Raw genomic sequence first — 21509 nt, forward strand, 5'->3', positions numbered from 1 at the left:
GTTTTCCGCGCCCGCGTTTGCCCCGGAAAACCGCCAGTGACCACCCGTAACTGACGGATTAAAAAGACTAAAACGACTTCTGGCATCAGCCTTGCTATGGTCTGTACCGAGAACGAATCCTCGGTTTACCGGACAGCGGGTGCGATATGGCAGAGAAGGAAGTCAATCTGGACGACGACGAAGGCGGCGCCCCGAAGAAGGGCGGGAAGGGCAAGCTGATCGTCCTGATCCTGGTCGTCCTGTTTCTCGTAGCCGGCGGTGCGGCGGCCGCCTGGTTCTTCCTGATGGCGGACGGTGACGATACCGAGCAGGTCGAAGCCGGCCCGCCCGAGCGGCTGTACACCAGCCTCGAGCCGATGACGGTGAACATCGAGGCCCCGGGGCGCATCCGTTACCTGCGCGCGGAACTGTCGCTGGTGACCCATGACCCGGCGGTCGCCGAGGCCTTCGAACGGCACCTGCCGGCAATCCGAAACGACCTCCTGGGCATCCTGGCGGAACAGCGCTACGAGGATCTCAATACCCGCGCGGGCAAGGAGGCCCTGGCGGAAGAACTGAAAGAGACGATCGCCGGGATCCTGCGTTCCCGCGATGCCCCGGACGCGGTCGAGGCCGTGCTGTTCAACGAACTGGTGATGCAGTAGGAGCCCCGTCATGGCACAGACGGATATCCTCAGCCAGGACGAGATCGATGCCCTCCTGCACGGCGTGGACGAGGGCGACGTCGAGACCGAAGACCCGTATCCGAGTGATGGCCAGGCACGCGAATTCAACTTCGCCACCCAGGACCGGATCGTGCGTGGGCGCATGCCCACGCTGGAGATGATCAACGAGCGCTTCGCGCGTCACCTGCGGGTCCGTCTGTTCAACGTGCTGCGTCGCTCCGCCGAGATCTCGGTGGTCGGCACCCGCATCACCAAGTTCTCCGAGTACATGCATTCGCTGTTCGTGCCCACCAGCCTGAACCTGGTGCGCGCGCATCCGTTGCACGGTACCGGGCTGTTTGTGTTCGACCCGAAGCTGGTGTTCATCCTGGTGGACAACTTCTTCGGCGGCGACGGGCGCTACTACACCCGCATCGAGGGACGTGACTTCACCCCGATGGAGATGAAGGTGGTGCACGGCGTGCTGGAAGGCGCGTTCGAGGACATGCAGAAGGCCTGGCAGCCGGTCATGGACCTGGAGTTCGAGTTCCTGAACTCCGAGGTCAACCCGCAGTTCGCGAATATCGTCTCGCCGACCGAGATCGTGGTGATCAGCGAGTTCCACATCGAGCTCGACGGGGGCGGTGGCAACCTGCACGTGACCCTGCCGTACTCGATGATCGAGCCGATCCGCGAGCAGCTGGATACCGGTATTCAGTCGGACCGCTCCGACGTGGACCAGCGCTGGATGCACGCACTCGAGGAGGAGATCCAGACCGCCGAGGTCGAGATCAGCTCCATCCTGGCCGAGACCGAGGTGACCGTGCGCGAGCTGCTGGATATCCAGCCGGGCGACATCATCCCGGTTGATCTCCCCGAAAAGATTTCCCTGCAGGTCGAAGACATCCCGATGTTCCGCGGGAAGTTCGGCGTATCCAATGGGCTGAATGCGATCCAGATTTCGGAACGCATCATCAAACGATAGAGGGCCGCAGCATGGCAGACACCGACGATCCCAAACAGGACACCCCCGGCCCCGACGCGGAGGCCGCCGCCGAGAATCCGGAGACGGAGGGCGGTTCCGATGACCAGGCCCTGGCCGACGAATGGGCGGCCGCCCTTGCGGAGCAGAAGGACGAGGATGGCGAGGCGGCCGGCGACCCCGACGCGCTGCTGAACGAGGCGCAGGGCGGGGCGTCCGACGAACCGGCGCAGGAAGCGCCGAAGGCCGAGAAGCGGGACCGCAAGCACAAGCCGGACCCGGGCGCGGAAACCCTGCAACCGGAGCAGCTATCGGGCGCGGTGCAGGGCGACGGGGAGGAGATGAACCTGGAGATGGTCCTGGATGTACCGGTGACCATCTCCATGGAGATCGGCCGCACGCGCATCCCGATCCGCAACCTCCTCCAGCTGAACCAGGGCTCGGTGGTGGAACTGGACCGCCTGGCCGGCGAGCCCCTGGATGTGCTGGTGAACGGGACGCTGATTGCGCATGGCGAGGTGGTGGTGGTCAACGAGAAGTTCGGTATTCGACTGACCGACGTGATCAGCCCCAGCGAACGGATCCGCAAGCTCAAATAGCCATGAATCAACGCTATACGCACATCGCGGCCCTCGTCCTGACGGCCGCCTCGGGGAGCCTCTGGCCACTGACCGCCCTCGCCGAGGGGGATAGCGGCGGTGCCGCCGGGTATCTGGCCCAGCTGATCGGCGGCCTGGTCCTGGTGATCGGCGCCATCGTGGTGCTGGGCTGGATCCTGCGGCGCACACAGGGCGGACTCAATCGCGGCTCGCAGGTGATCGAGATCGTCGCGGCGCGCTCGGTGGGCGCGCGCGAGCGCCTGGTGCTGGTCCAGGTCGGGGACGAACAGGTCCTGGTCGGGGTTGGACCCGCCGGCATGCGCACGCTGCACACCATGAGCGAACCGGTGCTGGCGCCGGCCGGCGAGACTCCGGACTTCTCCAGCGCGTTGAAGCGCGCGGTGACGCGGCGTGCGCCGGCCACCGGCGAGCGGGGGCAATCGTGATGTCGGTGCTGCTGCGGATTGGTCTGGGGCTGGCTCTGCTGGCCCTGCCGGGCCTGGCCGGAGCGCAGGTCGCGCAGGGCATCGAGGCCCTGACGGTGACCACCAACGGCGATGGTGGCGAGACCTATTCGGTGACGCTGCAGATCATCCTGCTGATGACGCTGCTGACCCTGCTGCCGTCGATCCTGATCATGATGACCGCGTTTACGCGCATCCTGGTGGTGCTGGCCATCCTGCGCCAGGGCCTGGGTACGACCCAGACGCCGTCCAACCAGATCCTCATTGGTCTGGCGTTTTTCCTGACCCTGTTCGTGATGGCCCCGGTGTTCGAGGAGATCTACGACACCGCGTTCGTGCCCTACGTGAACGAGGAGATGGGGACCGAGGAGGTGCTGCAGGCCGGGGTGCAGCCCCTGCGCGAGTTCATGCTGGCGCATACCCGCGAGAGTGACCTGGCGATGTTCGCCGAGATCAACGGGATCGACGGCTTCGAGGATGCCGACGATATCCCGCTAAGCCTGCTGGTGCCGGCGTTTATCACCAGCGAACTCAAGACCGCGTTCCAGATCGGCTTCCTGATCCTGATCCCGTTCCTGATCATCGACCTGGTGGTGGCCTCGGTCCTGATGTCGATGGGGATGGTGATGCTCTCGCCGCTGATCATCTCGTTGCCGTTCAAGGTGATGCTGTTCGTTCTGGTCGATGGCTGGGCGCTGATGATGAACACCCTTGCCACCAGCTTTTTTGTTTAGGAGGTTCCGATGACACCCGAACTGGTGGTCGATATCGGGCGCGAGACGCTCACGGTGGTGGTCCTGCTGGCCGCGCCGCCGCTGCTGACGGCGCTGGCGGTGGGCCTGGCGATCGGCATGCTTCAGGCCGCCACCCAGGTGCAGGAAATGACCCTGTCGTTCATCCCCAAGCTGCTGGCCATGTTCGCGGCCCTGCTGATCAGTGGGCACTGGATGCTGGCGCTGCTGATCGACTACACCGAGCGCCTCTACGAGGGCGCGCCGGGGATGGTGGGGTAGACCGATGACCCTGGCGGCGGAACAGCTGGTGCTGTGGGTGGGGGCGGTCCTGTGGCCGTTCGCGCGCATTGGCGCCATGCTCGTCGCCATGCCGATCTTCGGCGCCGACACGGTCAACGCACGGGTGCGCATGGGGCTGGCGCTGCTGCTGGCCATCTTTGTCGCCATGCAGGGGCCGGTGCTCCCCGATATCGACCCCCTGAGCCTCGAAGGCGTGGTGGTGACGTTGCACCAGATCGCGATCGGGGTGTTCATGGGCTTCATCCTGCAGATGGTCTTCTCCGCCGTGACCCAGGCGGGCGAGGTGATCGCACTGGGCATGGGGCTGGGTTTCGCGTCCATCGTGGACCCGGCCCAGGGCGTGCAGGTGCCGGTGGTGTCGACCATCTTCGTGATCTTCTCGACGCTGCTGTTCCTGGCGATGAACGGCCATCTGATCGCGCTGGAACTGATGCTGACCAGCTTCGAGACCATGCCCATCGCGCCGACCGGCCTGAATGCGGAGGCCTTCTACGCGCTGGTCGCGTTCGGATCGACGATGTTCGTTGGCGCGGTGCTGGTGGCGCTTCCGGCGGTCGCCTCGCTGCTGCTGGTGAATATCTCCATGGGCGTGATCACCCGCGCCTCGCCGCAGCTCAACATCTTCGCGGTGGGCTTCCCGATGATGATCCTGATCGGCTTTGTGCTGCTCATGTTCACTTTTCCGGGGCTGCCGGAACGCTTCGGGGAGCTGATGCTCGAGGCCTTCAACCTGATGCAGACCCGGATGGGGTTCTGACATGGCCGAGAACGAGAACGGGCAGGAAAAAACCGAAGAGCCCACTCCGAAACGCCTGCGCGAGGCGAAGGAGAAGGGTCAGGTCCCGCGGTCACGCGAGCTCAGCACCTTCCTGGTGCTGATGACCGCGGGGGCGTTCATGTTGATGTATGGCCCGAACATGGGCGCGCAACTCGCTGAACAGATGACCAGTCGTTTCGATTTCGATCCCGAAATGGCGTACGACTCGTCGCTGCTGCTGCCCTACCTGGTCCAGGAACTCTTCCGCACCCTGCGCACGTTGTTTCCGCTGTTCGGTGTGCTGATCGTTGCGGCGGTGATGGCGCCGATCGTGATCGGGGGCGCGAACTTCTCCTGGAAGGCGGCGGCCCCGAAGGCCTCCAAGCTGAATCCCGGAAAGGGGCTCAAGCGCATCTTCTCCTGGCAGGGGCTGATGGAGTTCGGCAAGACCTTCGCCAAGTTCGTGCTGATCTCCAGCGTCGCGGTCGCGGTGCTCGCCACCTTTTCCGATCGCCTGCTGATGCTGGGCTACGAGCCGATCCATCAGGGTATCGCGCATACCGCCCAGCTGGTGCTGGGGACCTTTATCGCGGTATCGGCCGCGCTGATCGTGGTGGCGGCCATCGATGCGCCGTTCCAGATGTGGAACCACCAGAAGCAGCTCCGCATGACGCGCCAGGAGGTCAAGGACGAATACAAGGAGACCGACGGCAAGCCGGAGGTCAAGCAGAAGGTCCGCCAGCTGCAGCAGGAGATGGCGCAGCGGCGGATGATGGAGGAGGTCCCGAAGGCCGACGTGATCATCACCAACCCGACCCATTACGCCGTGGCCATCGTCTACGAGGCCTCGCGCATGGCGGCGCCCAAGGTAGTGGCCAAGGGCGCCGACGAGGTCGCGGCCTCGATCCGTGCGGTCGCCGACGAACACGCGATCGTCCGCGTCGAGGCGCCGCGCGTCGCCCGCGCGATCTATTTCACCACGGACCTGAACCAGGAGATCCCCAACGGCCTGTTCGTCGCCGTCGCACGCATCCTGGCCTATGTCTACCAGCTCAAGCGGGCCGACGCCGACGCGCAGATGCCGGATGACCTGCCAGTGCCGGAGGATTACCTCGATCCGGACAAACAGCGCGGCAAGCGGAGGGATCGCTGATGGCCTTCTTCGACCGCCTCGGGAACGTCGGCAAGTGGGGGCTCGGCGCGCCGATCCTGCTGATCGCCATGCTGTCGATGATGGTGCTGCCGCTCCCGCCGCTGGCGCTGGACGTGCTGTTCACCTTCAATATCGCGCTGTCGCTGGTGGTCATCATGGTTGCGGTGTATACGCCGCGGCCGCTGGAATTCGCCGTGTTCCCGACCGTGTTGCTGGTCGCCACGCTGCTGCGCCTGGCGCTGAACATCGCGTCTACGCGGGTGATCCTGCTGGAAGGCCATACCGGGACCGACGCGGCGGGCAAGGTGATCCAGGCCTTCGGCGACTTCGTGGTGGGCGGCAACTACACCGTCGGCCTGGTGGTGTTCGCCATCCTGATCATCATCAACTTCGTGGTGGTGACCAAGGGCGCGGGGCGAGTCTCCGAGGTCAGCGCCCGCTTCACCCTGGATTCCATGCCCGGCAAGCAGATGGCGATCGACGCCGACCTGAACGCGGGCATCCTGACCCAGGAAGAGGCGCGCAAGCGCCGCGAGGAGATCGCCAGCGAGGCGGACTTCTATGGCTCCATGGACGGGGCCTCAAAGTTTGTTCGCGGTGACGCGATCGCCGGCATCCTGATCCTGTTCGTGAACATCATCGGCGGCCTGACCATCGGGGCCGTCCAGCACGGCATGACGATCGGCGATGCCGCGACCAATTACGTGCTACTGACCATCGGCGATGGTCTGGTCGCGCAGATCCCGTCGCTGGTGCTGTCCTCCGCGACCGCGATCATCGTGACCCGCGTGACCAGCAGCCAGGACATGGGGCAGCAGGTCTTCGGCCAGATGTTCTCCAACCCGCGCGTGCTGTACGTGGCCGGGGGTGTGATCGCCGCACTGGGGATCGTGCCGGGCATGCCCAATGCCGTGTTCCTGGGCCTGGCCGCGCTGATCTTCGGCGGAGCGTACCTGCTCAAGCGCCAGGCCCGCGAGGCCGAGGTGGAGGTGGAGCGCATCCCGCAGGAAGACGAGGGCGGGGCCCGGTCCGAGGATCGCGACCTGACCTGGGAAGACGTGCCGCCGGTGGATCTGGTGTCGCTGGAGGTGGGCTATCGCCTGATCCCGCTGGTGGATCGCACCCAGGACGGCCAGCTGATGGGCCGGATCAAGGGCGTGCGGCGCAAGCTCTCGCAGGAGCTGGGATTCCTGCTGCAGCCGGTGCATATCCGCGACAACCTCGAACTGAGCCCGAATGCCTACCGCATCAGCCTGCTGGGCGTGACCGTGGCCGAGGCCGAGGTCTTCCCCGAGCGCGAACTGGCGATCAATCCGGGCGAGGTGTTCGGGACGGTGCCGGGCACGCCGACCAAGGACCCGACGTTCAATCTGGATGCGCTGTGGATCGACCCGGCGGACCGCGACCAGGCCCAGGGTGCCGGCTATACCGTGGTCGACTGCGCCACGGTGATCGCGACCCATCTGTCACAGGTGTTCCGCGAGAACGCGCATCGCCTGATCGGCCACGAGGAGGCGCAGCACCTGCTGGACCAGCTGGCGCGCCATTCGCCGAAGCTGGTGGAAAACCTGGTGCCCAAGACGCTGTCCCTGTCCATCGTGCTGAAGGTGCTGCAGAACCTGCTGGCCGAGCAGGTCTCGATCCGCGACCTGCGCACGATCGCCGAAACCCTGGCAGACGAGGGGGTCAAGAGTCAGGATCCCGGCACTTTGACCGCGGCGGTGCGGGTGGCCCTGGCGCGCTCGATCGTGCAGGACCTGGTGGGGCCGGAGGACGAGCTGCCCCTGATCGCGCTGGATCCGTCGTTGGAACAGCTCTTGCATAAGTCCCTGCAGGGGAGCTCGGGCGGCACGGTTGGACTGGAGCCCGGGCTGGCGGAGCGGCTGCAGCGCTCGGTGGCCGATGCGGCCCGCCGCCAGGAGACGGCCGGACAGCCGGCGGTCCTGGTGGTGGCACCGGAGATCCGCTCCTGGATCGCCGGGTGGCTGCGCGGCGCGGTCCGCAGTCTGACCGTGCTGGCCTTTACCGAGATTCCGGACAACCGCCGGATTCGGGTGGTCGCCACGGTCGGCCAGGAAGAGTCGCAGAAGCAGTCCGCCTGAACGACACGATGAAGGGTTCCGCCGCGCGAGCGGCGCAGGAGAAAAAGCATGAACGTCAGACGATATCGGGCCCGGGACATGCGTGACGCGATGCGCCAGGTGCGCGAGCAGCAGGGCGAGGACGCGGTCATCCTGTCCAGTCGCCGGGTCGACGGCTGGCTGGAGGTGGTCGCGGCGCTGGAGGACGGCGCAGCGTCGGAGCCGGTAGCCGCGCAGGACGCGCCCGCGACGAGCCGCGAAGCGAGCACAACCGCCCGGCCGGCCCGCGAGCGCGGCGCCGGTCAGGCCGCGGCGTCGTGGCCGGCCGACCCGGAGCTGACCGCCATGCGGCAGGAGCTGCGCGACCTGCGCAGCCTGATGACGCGCCAGTATGCGGAGAGCGAAGAGGCGCGCTGGGCGGCCCGCCACCCGCTGGCGGCGGAATGCAAGGCGCGCCTGATCGACCGCGGGTTCAGCGAATCCCTGGCGCGCAGCCTGGCCGGAAGCATTCTCGATGACAGCTCGCCGGAACAGGCCTGGGAACGCCTGCGGGCACGGTTGTCGGGCGCGATTGCCACCCACCGGCCGGACATCCTGGACGAGGGCGGCCTGCTGGCACTGGTCGGGCCTACCGGCGTTGGCAAGACCACCACGCTGGCCCGCATCGCGCTGCGCCAGATCCGCCGCATGGGCCCGGATTCGGTTACGCTGGTGACCCTGGACAGCCAGCGCATCGGGGCCACGCGCCAGTTGCAGGCCTTCGCCCAGATGGCGGGGATCTCGGTGCGTGTGCTGCAGAACGCGAGAGAGTTGCGCGAACTGGCGCGCCGCGTGGAGGATGGGCACCTGATCCTGGTGGATACGGCGGGACAGGCCCCGCGGGCAGTGGAGGACGAATCCCTGTTCGCGCACCTTCCGCCGGACATCCGGGCCGAGAGCTGGCTGGTGGTGTCGGCGACGACCCAGGGCAGCGCATTGCGGCGGGTGCTGGAGGCATTTCGCAAGGCGGAGCCCTCGGCGCTGGTGCTGACCAAGCTGGACGAGGCCGAGGAGCTGGGCGAGGTCCTGTCCGTACTGCTCGATCAGCACCTGGGGCTGGGGTTCGTCAGCGATGGCCAGCGTTTTGCCGAGGACTTTCACCGGGTCGATACCGGTTATCTGACCCGACTGGCCCTGGACGATGCCGCCGATGGGGCCGGGGCAGCGGCCAATGCCCGCGAGACCTGGGCGGCCGAGCGCCTGGCGGAGATGGAACCGCCGCGACGCGCGCGCGCCCAGGCACGTCCGGCACGGGCGGCGGAGCCCGCCACGCTGGAACTGATTCAACCGGTCGGGAAGGGGCGCTATGCCACGCACTAACAAGCCGTTGAAGGTCATCGCGGTTGCCTCGGGCAAGGGCGGGGTGGGCAAGACCAACGTATCGGTGAACCTGTCGGTGGGCTTGGCCCGGCTCGGGCGCGAGGTCATGCTGTTCGACGCCGATCTGGGCCTGGCCAACGTGGACCTGCTGTTGGGGATGCGTCCCGAGCGCACGCTGCACGACCTGGTGACCGGGGACGTGGACAGCCTGGAGGACGTGCTCGTCCAGGGGCCGGACGGGGTGAAGGTGGTGCCATCGGCTTCGGGGATCGCGGCGATGGCCAACCTGACGCCGGCCGAGCATGCCGGTCTGATCCATGCCTTCAGCGCCTATCGCAAACCCCTGGATGTGCTGATCGTGGACACCGCGGCCGGCCTGCAGGAATCCGTGACGTCGTTCTGCCGCGCGGTCCAGGAGACCCTGGTGGTGGTCTGCGACGAGCCCGCCTCGATTACCGACGCCTATGCCCTGATCAAGGTCCTGCACCGCGATCATGGCCTGCGTCGCTTCCGCATGGTGACGAACATGGTCGACGGCCGCGAAGGCGCCGAGCGACTGATGCAGAAGCTCAATACCGTCTGCGGCAACTACCTGCCGGAGGTGGTGCTCGACCTGGCCGGCTATATTCCGATGGACGATCACCTGCGAAAGGCGGTGCAGAAACGCGCGCCAGTGGTACAGCAGTACCCCGGGAGCCCGGCGGGGAAGGCCTTTGCCGAACTGGCACGGACCGTGGACCGCTGGCCGGTGGGGGGCGGTGACCACGGTGGCGTCGGGTTTTTCGTGGAACGGATGCTGCAGAGCGCATGATGACGACGCGTAATCGACTTTCCGGCTATCAGGCGACCTCCGCGGCCAGCGGCGGACACGAACAGCTGATTGCCGATCACGTCGAGCTGGTCCACCGCATCGCCCATCACCTGATGGCGCGGCTCCCCGCCTCGGTGCAGGTGGATGATCTGATTCAGGCGGGCATGATCGGGCTGCTCGAGGCGGCGCGCCAGTTCGAGGGCGGCCAGGGCGCGACCTTTGCCACCTACGCCGGCATCCGCATCCGTGGCGCGATGATCGACGAGCTGCGCCGCAGTGACTGGACACCGCGTTCGGTGCACCGCAACAGTCGGCGTATTGCCGCGGCGATCCAGACCGTCGAGGCGCGCGAGGGGCGGGCGGCGCGTGGCAGCGAGGTCGCCGCCGAGCTGGACGTGCCGATCGACCAGTACTACGAGATGCTGCAGGATCACGCCGGGGCCCACCTGTTCGCTTTGGACGACCTCGGCGGGGGTGACGACGGGGCTGATCGCGTGATCGAAGGGCAGGAGGTGTCGCCGGCCCGCACCCTCGAGGCCGGTGAGTTCCGTCAGGAACTGGCCGAAGCCCTCGGCGACCTCCCCGAACGCGAGCGGCTGGTGCTGTCGCTCTACTACATCGAAGAGCTCAACCTGCGCGAGATCGGTGCCGTGCTGGGCGTGACCGAGTCGCGCGTCAGCCAGATCCGAAGTCAGGCCACCATTCGACTGCGTGCCCGCCTGGGTTCGTGGCTCGAAGACGGTACGGCTTTGCAGTTATTCTAAAACCCACCCTACGAATCCCGGAGTGACGTGTGGACAAGGGAATGAAGATTCTCATCGTGGACGACTTTTCCACGATGCGGCGCATTATCAAGAACCTGTTGCGTGATCTTGGCTTCAACAATACCCAGGAAGCCGACGACGGCAGCACTGCGCTGCCGATGCTGCAGAACGGCGATTTCGACTTTCTGATCACCGACTGGAACATGCCCAACATGCCGGGGATCGACTTGCTGAAGGCCGTGCGCGCCGACCCGAACCTCAAGTCCATGCCGGTGCTGATGGTGACGGCGGAGGCCAAGCGCGACCAGATCGTCGAGGCGGCCGAGGCGGGCGTGAACGGCTACGTGGTCAAGCCGTTCACCGCCGAGACGCTGAAGGAAAAGATCGACAAGATCTTCGAACGCATTGAAGCACAGGGATAATCATGGGCCTGTGACCGATATGCCCGACGCCCGTGGCACCGACCGCCGCGGGCGTCGTCCGAAACCTTCCGCGCCGTACCCGCAAGAGGCTTCTCATGACTGAACAGGAACACCCACCACGCGACGATCAGCTGGAGCTTGCGCGGCAGTTGGTCAAGACGCTGGAGGCGGGCGACGACACGGGCGCCCGGGCGCTGGTGCAGGATCTGGCGCGCCCCTATGACCGCGAACTCTTCGACGAGCTGGGCAAGCTGACCCGTGATCTTCACGAGGCCCTGCAAAGCTTCCGCGGCGATTCGCGTCTGGTCGAACTGACCCAGGCGGAGATCCCGGACGCAAAGGAACGCCTGAATTACGTGGTCACGATGACCGAACAGGCGGCCCACGACACCATGAATGCCATCGAGTCGAGCCTGCCGATCGCGGAGTCGTTCAGCCAGCAGGCGGCCGACCTGACGGCGAAGTGGACGCGCTTTCGCAACCGCCAGCTCTCGGTGGAGGAGTTCCGGGACTTTGCCCGCGAGCTCGACACGTTCTTCGCGCAGGCGGGGGAAGACACCGAGGAGCTGCGCCGGCTGCTCTCCGAGGTGCTGATGGCACAGAGCTATCAGGACATTACCGGCCAGGTGATTCGCCGCGTGATCCAGCTGGTGACCGACCTGGAAGAGAACCTGGTGTCCCTGATCCGGCTCTCCAGCGGGCGCATGGAGCAGGTCGAGGCGGCCGAGGCGTCGCTTGAACAACGCGAGGAGGAGCGCGAGGCGGACCGCAAGGGTCACGGTCCCAGCGTGCCCAAGACTCAAGATTCCGCCGCGGATGTCGTTCAAGGACAGGACGAGGTGGACGATCTGCTATCGAGCCTGGGCTTCTAGGCAGTTCCCCTCATGCGAATGGCGCCACGCGACCGGAGAGACTGAATGGCCATCGACCCCAATGACGAAATCCTTCAGGACTTCCTGATCGAGGCCGGGGAACTGCTGGAGGGGCTCAACGAGCAACTCATCGACCTGGAACAGAATCCCGATGACCGGGATCTGCTGAATGCGGTCTTTCGTAGCTTCCATACCATCAAGGGTGGAGCCGGCTTCCTGAGCCTGGATCCCCTGGTGACCGTGTGCCATCACGCGGAGGACGTCTTCAACCTGCTGCGTAACGGTGAGCGGCGGGCGGACAGTCACCTGATGGACACCATGCTGCGGGTGCTGGACACCCTGAACGTAATGTTCGGGGACCTGCGCTCCGGCGTGGATCCCACACCCGCCGAGGCCGATCTGGTGGAAAACCTCCGGCGCATGGCGAACAACGAGGACGTGGCGGCGGAGCCCGCCGCGCCGCCACCCCCGGAACCCGAGCCGGAGCCAGAACCCGAACCGCAAGCGGATACGGATGCGGAACCGGCGGCGGATGGCGACGCGATGGTCGGTGCCGGTGACGAGATCACCGACGACGAATTCGAGGCCCTGCTCGACAGCCTGCACGGCGATCAGCCGCCGAAGCCGGTGGAGACGGACTCCACCGCGGGCGATGCGGCCGGAGAAGAACCGGCTGCGGAGGGTGAGGGTGGCTCCGGCGACCTGATCACAGACGACGAATTCGAGAACCTGCTGGACGAGTTGCAGGCCAAGGGCGCCGGGCCGGCCGCTACCGGGGCGGTCCCCAGCCCCGCGGGCGACGAACCTGCGGAAGCCCCGTCGGCGAAGCCCGAACCGGCCGAACCGGAGAAGGCCGCCGCGCCTGCCGATACCCCTGCGGGAGGCCAGGGCGGAGGTGGCGCGCGTGCCGGTGGCGGGGGTGCCGAGGGGGGCGGCCGGGCGGCCCCGCAGGGCGAGACTTCCGTGCGCGTCGACACCGAGCGCCTGGACGAGATCATGAATCTGGTGGGCGAGCTGGTACTGGTGCGCAACCGGCTGAGCATGCTGCGCTCGCAGCATGTCGATGACGAGCTGGGCAAGGCGATCAGCTCCCTGGCCCTGGTGACCTCGGATCTGCAGACCTCGGTGATGAAGACCCGCATGCAGCCGGTGAAGAAGGTCTTCAACCGCTTCCCGCGCGTGATCCGCGATCTCTCCCGCAATCTGGGCAAGGAGATCGAGCTGGAGATCTTCGGCGAGGACACCGACCTCGACAAGAACCTGGTCGAGGCCCTGTCGGATCCGCTGGTGCACCTGGTCCGGAATGCCGTGGACCACGGCATCGAGACCCCCGAGGTACGCGAGGCGGCGGGCAAGCCGCGCAAGGGGACCGTAGTGCTGGGGGCCGCCCAGGAAGGCGATCACATCGCGCTGCTGATCAAGGACGACGGCGGCGGCATGGACCCGCAGGCCCTGCGGCGCAAGGCCATGGAGAAAGGCCTGATGGAACCGGCCATGGCCGAGCGCATGACCGATCGCGAGGCCTTCAACGTGATCTTCATGGCCGGCTTCTCGACCAAGACCGAGATCTCCGACGTCTCCGGCCGCGGGGTCGGGATGGACGTGGTCAAGACCAAGATCTCGCAGCTCAACGGCACCATCGAAATCGACTCCGAGGTGGGCGTGGGCACCACGCTGCGGGTCAAGCTGCCCCTGACGCTGGCGATCCTGCCCGCGCTGATGGTGATCCTGGACGGCCGGCGCTTCGCCATCCCGCTGGCGTCGGTGTCCGAGATCCTGGATCTGGACCTCACGAAGACGCATTACGTGGATGACCAGGAGGTCATCATCGTGCGCAAGCAGGCACTGCCGATTCACTACCTCAAGCGCTGGCTGAAGCCGGGCCACGAGCCCGAGCCGCGCAAGGACGCCCATGTGGTCGTGGTGCATACCGCCGATCGCAAGGTAGGTCTGGTGGTGGATGATCTGGTCGGTCAGGAAGAGGTGGTCATCAAGCCCCTTGGGCAGAATCTGCAGGGCGTGAAGGGCCTGGCGGGTGCCACGATTACCGGGGATGGCGGGATCGCGTTGATCCTGGATGTCTCGGATCTGGTGACCATCCTGATGCGGCAACTGCAGATGTCCGGCCGTCCCCGCCGCGCATCGCGCACGAGCGAGGGCTGAGGATGCCGATCAGGGTTCTGGTCGTCGACGACTCCGGGTTCTTTCGTCGACGCATTGCGGAGATTCTGGATTCCGACTCGGGCATCGAGGTGGTCGGCTCGGCCGAGAACGGCGAGCAGGCGATCGCAAAGGTGCGCGAGCTCGACCCCGATGTCGTGACCATGGATATCGAGATGCCAGTCATGGACGGCATCACCGCGGTACGCAAGATCATGGCCGAGAGTCCGCGGCCGATCCTGATGTTCTCCAGCCTGACTACCGAAGGCGCCCAGGCCACCCTGGATGCGCTGGAGGCCGGGGCGGTGGACTTCCTCCCCAAGCGGTTCAGCGACATGGCGGGCGACGAGGACAGCGCCCGCATGCTGCTGCGCCGCCGGGTGCGTTCGCTGTCGCGCAGCCGCGCGCGCTCGGCCAGCGCGCCGGGCACCAGCACACCGGCCCGCGAGTCGCGGCCGACCGCGCGGCGGGAAGAGGCCGACCGTCAGGCCGCAGACGCTGCCAAGCAACAGCCGCCGGTCGCGCGCACCCGGCCGCCAACACCCCTGCGGCAACTGCGGGCGGTCCTGATCGGGACTTCCACGGGGGGGCCGGTCGCCCTGCAGGAGGTGCTGAAACCGCTACCAGCCAGTTTCCCGTTGCCGATTGTGCTGGTCCAGCACATGCCGGCCAGCTTCACGCCGGCCTTTGCCGACCGGCTGAACGCGATGTGCAACATCGAGGTGCGCCAGGCGAAGGACGGCGATGCCCTGAAGCCGGGCGTGGCCCTGCTGGCCCCCGGGGGCATGCAGCTGACTCTGGAACGGGGCAGCCAGACCCATGTGCGCATCGCGGAGAGCCCGCTGGGCACGATCTACAAGCCAAGCGTGGACGCCGCATTCAGCTCCGCCGTGGATGCGCTGCGCGGACAGGTCCTCGCGGTCGTGCTGACCGGGATGGGTGCGGACGGGCGCGAGGGTGCGCGGGCGCTGAAAGGGGCCGGGGCGCAGGTCTGGTCGCAGGACGCGGCGACGTGCGTGGTCTACGGGATGCCGGCGGCGGTGGCAGAGGCCGGTTTGTCCGATCACGTCTATCCGCTGCCCGAGATCGGTCCCGCGCTGGTCAAGGGGTTCTGCTGACATGGATATCCTGAGCCTCATCGGGGTGACGCTGGGGCTGGTGGCCGTGCTCGGAGGCAGCATTGCCAAGGGCAGCGGCCTGGGCGCACTGTGGAATGCTGCGGCGTTCGTGATCGTGGTGCTGGGGACGCTGGGGGCGACCCTGGTGCAGGCGCGCCTGACGGTGTTCATGCACGGGATGCGGATCCTGCCGTGGGCCTTCAAGCCGCCGAAGATCGACAACCGGGCCATGGTCGAGCAGATCGTGGAATGGTCGCATGTGGCGCGCAAGGAAGGCCTGCTCGGGCTGGAGACCCTCGCCGACGAGGAGAGCGACGGCTTCGCTCGCAAGGGGCTGCAACTGCTGGTCGACGGCAGCGAGCCGCAGACCATCCGCCAGATCCTCGAGGCCGACCTCGACAACCGCGAGCACTTCGACATGCAGGGTGCGAAGGTGTTCGAGAGCATGGGCATCTATGCGCCGACCCTGGGTATCGTGGGGGCGGTCATGGGCCTGATGGCGGTGATGCAGAACCTGGCGGATCCAAGCAAGCTGGGGGCGGGGATCGCGGCGGCCTTCGTGGCGACCATCTACGGGATCGCCTCGGCCAACCTGCTGTTCCTTCCGCTGGCCAACAAGTTAAAGTCGATTATTCAGAACCGCTCGCAACACCAGCAAATGCTGATGGAAGGTCTGATCGCGATCGCCGAGGGCGAGAACCCGCGAAATATCGAAAGCAAGCTGAGTGGCTTCATCCACGAGTGAGGTCACCATGGCGCGACGCAAGCGGGCGGAGGAACATCAGAATCACGAAGCATGGGCCATTCCTTACGGGGACCTGGTCACTCTGTTACTTGCGTTCTTCGTCGTGATGTACGCGATCTCGTCGGTGGATGATGGCAAGTATCGCGTGCTGTCGGAGTCCCTGGTGGATGCCTTCCGGGCGCCGATGCAGGCGGAGCCCATACAGGTGGGGGATCCCACCGTGGCACGCGAGCGCTCCCCGCAGGATCTGCGCGCACTGGTGCCGATCGAGGTCCAGCCGGGGCTGGTGGAGGACGGTCCGCAGCCCATCGACATGGCCTTGAGCGGGATGCTGGACGACAGCCCCGACGACGCCGGCATGCAGGCCTTTCTCGACGAACTGGCGGAGACCGCCCGGGAGATCGAGCAGGCCATGGCGCAGTGGATCGACCAGGGCGACCTGCGCGTGACCCGGGAGGCCTACTGGCTGGAGATCGAGATCACCAGCCGCCTGCTGTTCCCTTCCGGGTCGGCGACGCTGAACCCGGAGGCCGATGCGTTGTTGCAGGAAGTGGGGGGTATCCTGGCCCCGCGGGTGTCGCGCGTCCACGTGGAGGGGCACACCGACAACGTCCCCATCCAGACGGCGGTCTATCCTTCCAACTGGGAGCTCTCGTCGGGACGCGCCGCGGCCGTCGTCAGCGTGTTCGAGGAGACGGGTGTGGACCCCGAGAATCTGGTGGCCCTGGGGTATGGCGAACACCGACCGGTGGCCAGCAACGAAACGGCGGAGGGCCGTGCCGAGAATCGGCGCGTGTCCATCGTGGTCTTGCCCGGGGCGCGGCCACGCGCCGAGGGGGCGCAGGAACCGGAGCGCCTGCGCGAGGATCTTCCGCCCGCGCCGCTCCCGACGGATGGAGACACACCATGAAGGTCTGGGCGGTGGCAAACCAGAAGGGCGGGGTGGGCAAGACTACGACCACCGTAACGCTGGGCGGCCTGCTCTCCGGTCCGGAGCAGCGTGTGCTGCTGGTGGATGTGGATCCGCATGGTTCGCTGACGGCCTATTTCGGCCACGATCCGGAAACCGCCACGCGCGGGGTGTACGAGCTGTTCAGCCAGTGCGCCGAAGGGACCGACCCGGATCCTAACGGGTTGATCCGCGAGACCCGCTTCCCGGGGCTGGATTTGCTGACCGCGAGCACCGCCCTGGCCACCCTGGACCGCCAGCTGGGGACGCGCAGCGGCATGGGCCTGGTGCTGAGGCATGCGCTGGAGAAGGTCTCCGACCAGTATGACTACGTGCTGCTGGATTGCCCGCCGATGCTGGGTGTGCTGATGGTGAATGCGCTGGCGGCCTGCGACGAGCTGCTGGTGCCCGTACAGACGGAATTCCTCGCCCTTAAGGGGCTTGAACGGATGATCAATACCCTGAAAATGGTACAGAAGTCGCGCAAGGCCGAGCTGCAGTACCGGATCATCCCCACGCTTTTCGATCGCCGGACACGCGCCGCGCACGAGGCCCTGGCCGAGCTGCGCCGGCTGTACGGGGACGACGTGTGGCCCGGGGTGATCCCGGTGGACACGAAGTTTCGCGATGCCTCCAGCGCGGGTCAGCCGCTTTGCTTCATGATCCCCGATGCGCGCGGCGTGCTCGCATACTCGGACCTGCTGGAGGCGATCGGCGGGCAGCTGTCCGAACCCCATGAACGGAGGCGGCGCGGATGAAGCGATCCACAGTCGACAACCTGGCTCTGAAGGCGGAACCAGAGGCGCTGGACGACTATTTCGGCAGCCTGCTCGACGAACCGGAACCGGTGCGGACGCTGTTGCGCCCGGACCTGCTGGAGCCGCCCGCACCGGTGGCGGAAGCCGTTCCGGAGGTCGACACTTCGACGTCGGTTGGGGAGCTGGAGGTAGCGCCTGCCGCGACACCGCCCGCACCGCCCGACGATCCGGCGGAGCGGGACTACCCGCGCCCCGAGGAGTCGTTCTCCGCCCTGGTGATCGAGGCCGGCAACCTGACGCTACTGGCGCCGCTCCACGCGCTGGGCGGTGTGGCCCCGCTGGACAGCCTGGAGGTGCGACCGACCCCGAATCACTCCGTCTGGTACCTTGGGCTGGCCGATACCAAACAGGGCCGGGTGCAGCTGATCGACCTGGCCGCGGTGGTGACGCCGGAGGACCGCGAATACGAGCCGGATACCGCCCGCCAGGTCGTGTTCCTGGCCGGCTCCCGCTTCGCCCTGGCCTGCCGGGCGATCCACGGGACCCGCGTGATCCAGCCGGACTCGCTGCGCTGGCGCAGCCACCGGCGGCGCCTGCCGTGGCTGGCCGGGGTGGAGCGCGAGAAGATGGCGACGCTGCTGGATCTCGAGGCCCTGGACCGGACCCTCGACGAGGGCGGCTGGGACTGATGCACCCCGCGCGGCACTCAAGCCTCGCGGCGAGCGGCCGATAACCCGGTCAGGAAGACACCACAGGGCGAAACCCGCCTGCACGGAACATCGAGGACGACATGAGCAGCGCACAAGACGTAGAAGCCATGGCCAAGGCCGACACCGCTCCGTATGTGACCTTCAGCCTCGCGGAGGAAACCTACGCGATCGATGTCCTGCAGGTTCAGGAGGTCCTCAAGGTCACCGAGATTGCGCCGGTTCCCGGCGTTCCGGATTACATCCTCGGGATCATCAACCTGCGCGGCAATGTCGTGACCGTGATCGACGCGCGGCGGCGCATGGGGCTGGACGATCGCGAATCCGACGAGGCCTCGCGGATCGTGATCATCGACGTGGACAACCAGAACGTCGGGATCCTGGTGGACTCGGTATCCGAGGTCGTGCGGATCGCCCCGGATGCGGTCGAGCCGGCGCCGGAGGTCGGCAACGATGACAGCAGCCGTTTCATCCAGGGGGTCACCAGCACCGAGGAGGGGCTGACCATCCTGGTGGACCTGAACAAGCTGCTGTCCGACGAGGAGTGGGCGCAACTGCGCGAACTGTAGCGCGGGCGTCGGGTCCAACTCCCTGAACAAGCGGGCCATTGGGCGCAAGCCGGGAGGTGAGCCATGGTCGACGAGTTTCAGCCGGATCGCACGGTCCGGCCCGTGCATACCACCGTTCCCGGTCGCCGTCTGAGCGACGATCACGACCGCGACCCGGTCTTTCGGCCCGCGGTGCGTCCGACCCAGCAGCGCCCGCCACGCAAGGAGGAACGCGGCAAGCGGCGGGGTCTGATCGACGATTACGCCTGAGACGTCCGTCCGCGCGCGCCGCTGCGAGAAATCCGCAAACCCGGGCTGATCGCGCTCCGGCAATCGCGCTGCGCTGGTCAGGCGCCCACGATTCACGCGACAATCACCGGGCCCGGTATTCAGGAGAGTGCGCGCAATGGGAGAGGGAATGGTGATCTGGCTGGTCGCGCTGATCGCGCTGCTGGCGACCATCGTGGCCGCATTTTCCGTGGGGCTGGTGATCCTGCTGCGGCGCCAGCTCGCCGCCCTGCGCCAGGACTATCAGCGCCAGGCCACCTCGGTGATGGCGTTGCAGGGGGCCATGAAGGCCCTGTCCGAGGGTGTAGCCACCCATGGCCAGGCCCAGGCCTCCGTGCAGCGGGCCCTGGAACGCCTGCATGACCAGCACAGCGAGTTGCGGGCCCGCGAAGGGGACAGCGGTGCCTACGAGCAGGCCATTCGTCTGATCCAGCAGGGCCTGGGGCGCGAAGAGGTGCGCCGGCGCTGCGGGCTCACATCCACCGAACTCGACCTGCTCTTCAGCCTGCATGGGACCGGCACGGCGGAACCCTCGGGGTCTTCCGGGCGTTCATGATCCCGGCTCGGGCCCGTCGCCGGAGCGTCCCCGGCTGCGCGATGCATCCCGATAGCCACCGGCGCGGTCATCGGGGGTAATGCCCGCCAGGAGAAAGACGAAGGCGAGAATCTCCGCCACCGCCACGTACAGTTCCTCCGGGATCTCGCTCCCGACGGGGATCTGCGCCAGCGCCTCGCTCAGCGCGGGGTCCTGATGCAGCGGGATGCCGTGCTCCTCGGCGATCCGCAGGATGGCCTCGGCGGTGGCTCCCGATCCACTGGCCGTGATCTTCGGCGCCCGGCGCCGATCCCATTCCAGCGCAACCGCCCGCTCGGGCGCCCCGTCGCGCCCGGCCTTTCGCTCTCCGGTGTCCCCGCGTGCCATTGTTCAGGCCTGCTCGTCGAGCATACGGTGGGTGCCCGGCGGCCGCGGCTCGGGGTCCACCTCGCCCTGGCGGACCGACAGCCCGGTGACCGTCAATTCGCGCTCGTCCAGACGTTCGCGCAGCCGGGGCAGTTCCTGCCGCAGGCGCGCGACCGTCTCGGGCTCGCTTGCGGTGAAGTGCACGTTAACGCCTGCTGTGCGGGCGGCCGCTGCCACGCGCATCGGTCCCAGGTCCCCGATATCCAGGGTCAGCACGATCGACCAGGGAGGATCCGGCTCCTCGTCGGTAGGCGACTCGCGCTGGATCTCGCCGAAGACGCCGTGCACGGCCTGCTCGCTGCGTAGCGGCAGCTCGAAGAACCAGCGGCTGTTCCCGGGTTCGTCGCTGGCGAAGGATTGCAGCGACTGGAGCTGCAGGGAGGTGACGCGCTTCAGCAAGCCTTCCAGCAGCCCCGTCAGGGCTGGCAGGGCGGGTGCGTTCGCTGGCGTCGCGGGGGCCGGCGGGGCCGCCGCGGGGCGGGCTTCGCCTCCCTGGCGGAGCTGGTCGGCCGCGCGCAGCAACTGGGCCTTGAGATCGGCGGCCAGGGGATGGGCCGGGCCCTGGCCCCGGGCCGCGAGCCCCAGCATGGCCTCCATCCAGAGCCCGGATTGCTGAACCTGCTGGCGCAGGCTTTCCGGCTGTGACAGCTGTGCCGGCGTCGGGAGGAGATCGACAAGACGCTGGAGCGCCGGCGGTAGCGGCGCCACCGCTCCGGTGGCCTGCGTTGGCGCTTCGCCGCGTGGAGCTCCGCCGGCGGGTGGTAGCAGCGCCTGCAGGGTAGGGCCCAATGGACGCGCCCCGGGGAGGTGCTGGCGGAGTTCCTGTCCCAGCCACTGCTGAGCGGGACTGGCCGACGGACCAAGTCCGGCAGGTCGCGGGCCGGCGCGGTCCAGCGGCAGGGGTAGCAGGCGCACCTCCAGGCGCGGCTGGGTCCGGGTGATCTCGGCGAGCATCACCGGCGGACCCGAGCCACCCGCGGGGCGATTCACCAGTGCATCGGGCAGGGCGCCGGCCAGTTGTGCCGTCACCAGCGCAGGGCTCGCCGTAGGTCGCGCTGCTGCTCCGGCTGTCCCCGCGGTGTTCGCACTGGGTCCCAGACGCAGGCGCACGCTGCGATCCGGGAGGACATCCAGAACACGAACCTCGATACGGGCCCCAACCTGGAGGCTCGTGGCTTCACGACTCCCGGCACCCCCGGTCAGGGTGCCGGGGGATGTCCAGCCGGGGATTCGCGGGCCGCCAAGGTCGACCATGACCACTTCCTGAGTTTAAAGGCTCAGCATCGCACACCGCGGGGCCGGGCATGAAACGAATCCGCCGGCGCATTCCGGT

General features: G+C 67.1%; 24 protein-coding genes and 1 pseudogene. 23 read left to right on the forward strand and 2 right to left on the reverse strand.

Annotation, left to right across the window (positions count from 1 at the left end):
* Window positions 1-146: 146 nt before the first annotated feature.
* The 23 genes and pseudogenes from fliL (at window position 147) to F793_RS0102250 (ending at window position 19771) form a co-directional block, all read left to right on the forward strand.
* The gene (fliL, locus tag F793_RS0102140) at window positions 147-644 is read left to right on the forward strand and encodes a flagellar basal body-associated protein FliL (protein WP_018875432.1); all 498 of its coding nucleotides are present in this window, start codon (window positions 147-149) and stop codon (window positions 642-644) included.
* Window positions 645-654: 10 nt separating this feature from the next.
* Window positions 655-1629, forward strand: coding sequence for a flagellar motor switch protein FliM (gene fliM, locus F793_RS0102145; protein WP_018879074.1), 975 nt, complete (start codon window positions 655-657; stop codon window positions 1627-1629).
* Window positions 1630-1640: 11 nt separating this feature from the next.
* Entirely contained in the window at window positions 1641-2225 is a 585-nt protein-coding gene (fliN, locus tag F793_RS0102150) for a flagellar motor switch protein FliN (protein WP_018879075.1), read from the forward strand.
* 2 nt (window positions 2226-2227) lie between these two features.
* Window positions 2228-2671 carry a flagellar biosynthetic protein FliO gene (fliO, locus tag F793_RS0102155; protein WP_018882114.1) on the forward strand — a complete coding sequence of 148 codons (444 nt, stop codon included), beginning with the start codon at window positions 2228-2230 and terminating at the stop codon, window positions 2669-2671.
* The gene (gene fliP / locus F793_RS0102160) at window positions 2671-3423 is read left to right on the forward strand and encodes a flagellar type III secretion system pore protein FliP (RefSeq protein WP_018866255.1); all 753 of its coding nucleotides are present in this window, start codon (window positions 2671-2673) and stop codon (window positions 3421-3423) included. Before fliO ends, fliP begins: the two co-directional genes overlap by 1 nt.
* A gap of 9 nt (window positions 3424-3432) precedes the next feature.
* Entirely contained in the window at window positions 3433-3702 is a 270-nt protein-coding gene (gene fliQ, locus F793_RS0102165) for a flagellar biosynthesis protein FliQ (protein ID WP_018866256.1), read from the forward strand.
* A gap of 4 nt (window positions 3703-3706) precedes the next feature.
* Window positions 3707-4480, forward strand: coding sequence for a flagellar biosynthetic protein FliR (gene fliR, locus F793_RS0102170; RefSeq protein WP_018882113.1), 774 nt, complete (start codon window positions 3707-3709; stop codon window positions 4478-4480).
* 1 nt (window position 4481) lies between these two features.
* Window positions 4482-5633 carry a flagellar biosynthesis protein FlhB gene (gene flhB, locus F793_RS0102175; protein WP_018882112.1) on the forward strand — a complete coding sequence of 384 codons (1152 nt, stop codon included), beginning with the start codon at window positions 4482-4484 and terminating at the stop codon, window positions 5631-5633.
* Complete coding sequence (gene flhA, locus F793_RS0102180) at window positions 5633-7735, forward strand: flagellar biosynthesis protein FlhA (protein ID WP_018866259.1); 2103 nt, start codon at window positions 5633-5635, stop codon at window positions 7733-7735. Before flhB ends, flhA begins: the two co-directional genes overlap by 1 nt.
* Window positions 7736-7783: 48 nt before the next feature.
* Window positions 7784-8891 (forward strand): annotated as a pseudogene (gene flhF, locus F793_RS0102185) (flagellar biosynthesis protein FlhF); the annotation flags it as partial.
* Between the two features lie 168 nt (window positions 8892-9059).
* Window positions 9060-9884: a MinD/ParA family protein gene (locus tag F793_RS0102190; RefSeq protein ID WP_038028158.1), complete on the forward strand. Its 825-nt coding sequence runs from the start codon at window positions 9060-9062 to the stop codon at window positions 9882-9884.
* The gene (locus tag F793_RS0102195; RefSeq protein ID WP_018875438.1) at window positions 9881-10648 is read left to right on the forward strand and encodes an RNA polymerase sigma factor FliA; all 768 of its coding nucleotides are present in this window, start codon (window positions 9881-9883) and stop codon (window positions 10646-10648) included. The genes F793_RS0102190 and F793_RS0102195 overlap by 4 nt, the downstream gene beginning before the upstream one ends.
* 41 nt (window positions 10649-10689) lie before the next feature.
* Window positions 10690-11070, forward strand: coding sequence for a chemotaxis response regulator CheY (gene cheY / locus F793_RS0102200; RefSeq protein WP_017942246.1), 381 nt, complete (start codon window positions 10690-10692; stop codon window positions 11068-11070).
* Between the two features lie 95 nt (window positions 11071-11165).
* Window positions 11166-11942: a protein phosphatase CheZ gene (locus F793_RS0102205; protein ID WP_018879080.1), complete on the forward strand. Its 777-nt coding sequence runs from the start codon at window positions 11166-11168 to the stop codon at window positions 11940-11942.
* 45 nt (window positions 11943-11987) lie between these two features.
* Complete coding sequence (locus F793_RS0102210; protein WP_018882110.1) at window positions 11988-14105, forward strand: chemotaxis protein CheA; 2118 nt, start codon at window positions 11988-11990, stop codon at window positions 14103-14105.
* Window positions 14106-14107: 2 nt separating this feature from the next.
* Window positions 14108-15220, forward strand: a complete 1113-nt coding sequence (locus tag F793_RS0102215) for a chemotaxis response regulator protein-glutamate methylesterase (RefSeq protein WP_018866265.1) — start codon at window positions 14108-14110, stop codon at window positions 15218-15220.
* Window position 15221: 1 nt separating this feature from the next.
* A complete protein-coding gene (locus F793_RS0102220) occupies window positions 15222-15965 on the forward strand; it encodes a flagellar motor protein (protein WP_018866266.1) in 744 nt (247 codons plus the stop codon).
* A 7-nt stretch (window positions 15966-15972) separates the two neighbouring features.
* Complete coding sequence (motD, locus tag F793_RS0102225; protein WP_018877366.1) at window positions 15973-16875, forward strand: flagellar motor protein MotD; 903 nt, start codon at window positions 15973-15975, stop codon at window positions 16873-16875.
* Entirely contained in the window at window positions 16872-17672 is an 801-nt protein-coding gene (locus tag F793_RS0102230) for a ParA family protein (protein WP_018877367.1), read from the forward strand. Before motD ends, F793_RS0102230 begins: the two co-directional genes overlap by 4 nt.
* Window positions 17669-18361: a chemotaxis protein CheW gene (locus tag F793_RS0102235; protein ID WP_018877368.1), complete on the forward strand. Its 693-nt coding sequence runs from the start codon at window positions 17669-17671 to the stop codon at window positions 18359-18361. Before F793_RS0102230 ends, F793_RS0102235 begins: the two co-directional genes overlap by 4 nt.
* Before the next feature lie 128 nt (window positions 18362-18489).
* Complete coding sequence (locus F793_RS0102240) at window positions 18490-18948, forward strand: chemotaxis protein CheW (RefSeq protein ID WP_018866270.1); 459 nt, start codon at window positions 18490-18492, stop codon at window positions 18946-18948.
* Window positions 18949-19011: 63 nt separating this feature from the next.
* Entirely contained in the window at window positions 19012-19197 is a 186-nt protein-coding gene (locus F793_RS0102245; RefSeq protein ID WP_018866271.1) for a hypothetical protein, read from the forward strand.
* A gap of 148 nt (window positions 19198-19345) precedes the next feature.
* Entirely contained in the window at window positions 19346-19771 is a 426-nt protein-coding gene (locus tag F793_RS0102250; protein ID WP_018877369.1) for a DUF2802 domain-containing protein, read from the forward strand.
* Here F793_RS0102250 and F793_RS0102255 read toward each other — a convergent pair.
* A complete protein-coding gene (locus F793_RS0102255) occupies window positions 19766-20137 on the reverse strand; it encodes an EscU/YscU/HrcU family type III secretion system export apparatus switch protein (RefSeq protein ID WP_018877370.1) in 372 nt (123 codons plus the stop codon). The genes F793_RS0102250 and F793_RS0102255 overlap by 6 nt on opposite strands.
* Before the next feature lie 3 nt (window positions 20138-20140).
* Window positions 20141-21205 (reverse strand): flagellar hook-length control protein FliK, encoded by a 1065-nt coding sequence (locus tag F793_RS0102260; RefSeq protein ID WP_018882109.1) that lies wholly within the window; start codon window positions 21203-21205, stop codon window positions 20141-20143.
* Window positions 21206-21509: the final 304 nt, after the last annotated feature.

This window comes from Thioalkalivibrio sp. ALE22, from assembly GCF_000381445.1.
Lineage (GTDB): Bacteria > Pseudomonadota > Gammaproteobacteria > Ectothiorhodospirales > Ectothiorhodospiraceae > Thioalkalivibrio.

Coding starts and splice junctions, on each gene's coding strand:
- cheY (WP_017942246.1), top strand. CDS start 10,690: ATGAAGATTCTCATCGTGGACGACTTTTCCACGATGCGGCGCATTATC.
- F793_RS0102205 (WP_018879080.1), top strand. CDS start 11,166: ATGACTGAACAGGAACACCCACCACGCGACGATCAGCTGGAGCTTGCG.
- F793_RS0102240 (WP_018866270.1), top strand. CDS start 18,490: ATGGCCAAGGCCGACACCGCTCCGTATGTGACCTTCAGCCTCGCGGAG.
- motD (WP_018877366.1), top strand. CDS start 15,973: ATGGCGCGACGCAAGCGGGCGGAGGAACATCAGAATCACGAAGCATGG.
- F793_RS0102245 (WP_018866271.1), top strand. CDS start 19,012: ATGGTCGACGAGTTTCAGCCGGATCGCACGGTCCGGCCCGTGCATACC.
- fliQ (WP_018866256.1), top strand. CDS start 3,433: ATGACACCCGAACTGGTGGTCGATATCGGGCGCGAGACGCTCACGGTG.
- fliM (WP_018879074.1), top strand. CDS start 655: ATGGCACAGACGGATATCCTCAGCCAGGACGAGATCGATGCCCTCCTG.
- fliN (WP_018879075.1), top strand. CDS start 1,641: ATGGCAGACACCGACGATCCCAAACAGGACACCCCCGGCCCCGACGCG.
- fliO (WP_018882114.1), top strand. CDS start 2,228: ATGAATCAACGCTATACGCACATCGCGGCCCTCGTCCTGACGGCCGCC.
- F793_RS0102235 (WP_018877368.1), top strand. CDS start 17,669: ATGAAGCGATCCACAGTCGACAACCTGGCTCTGAAGGCGGAACCAGAG.
- F793_RS0102220 (WP_018866266.1), top strand. CDS start 15,222: ATGGATATCCTGAGCCTCATCGGGGTGACGCTGGGGCTGGTGGCCGTG.
- F793_RS0102195 (WP_018875438.1), top strand. CDS start 9,881: ATGATGACGACGCGTAATCGACTTTCCGGCTATCAGGCGACCTCCGCG.
- flhB (WP_018882112.1), top strand. CDS start 4,482: ATGGCCGAGAACGAGAACGGGCAGGAAAAAACCGAAGAGCCCACTCCG.
- F793_RS0102255 (WP_018877370.1), bottom strand. CDS start 20,137: ATGGCACGCGGGGACACCGGAGAGCGAAAGGCCGGGCGCGACGGGGCG.
- fliL (WP_018875432.1), top strand. CDS start 147: ATGGCAGAGAAGGAAGTCAATCTGGACGACGACGAAGGCGGCGCCCCG.
- F793_RS0102210 (WP_018882110.1), top strand. CDS start 11,988: ATGGCCATCGACCCCAATGACGAAATCCTTCAGGACTTCCTGATCGAG.
- F793_RS0102215 (WP_018866265.1), top strand. CDS start 14,108: ATGCCGATCAGGGTTCTGGTCGTCGACGACTCCGGGTTCTTTCGTCGA.
- fliR (WP_018882113.1), top strand. CDS start 3,707: ATGACCCTGGCGGCGGAACAGCTGGTGCTGTGGGTGGGGGCGGTCCTG.
- F793_RS0102250 (WP_018877369.1), top strand. CDS start 19,346: ATGGTGATCTGGCTGGTCGCGCTGATCGCGCTGCTGGCGACCATCGTG.
- F793_RS0102230 (WP_018877367.1), top strand. CDS start 16,872: ATGAAGGTCTGGGCGGTGGCAAACCAGAAGGGCGGGGTGGGCAAGACT.
- flhA (WP_018866259.1), top strand. CDS start 5,633: ATGGCCTTCTTCGACCGCCTCGGGAACGTCGGCAAGTGGGGGCTCGGC.
- F793_RS0102190 (WP_038028158.1), top strand. CDS start 9,060: ATGCCACGCACTAACAAGCCGTTGAAGGTCATCGCGGTTGCCTCGGGC.
- fliP (WP_018866255.1), top strand. CDS start 2,671: ATGTCGGTGCTGCTGCGGATTGGTCTGGGGCTGGCTCTGCTGGCCCTG.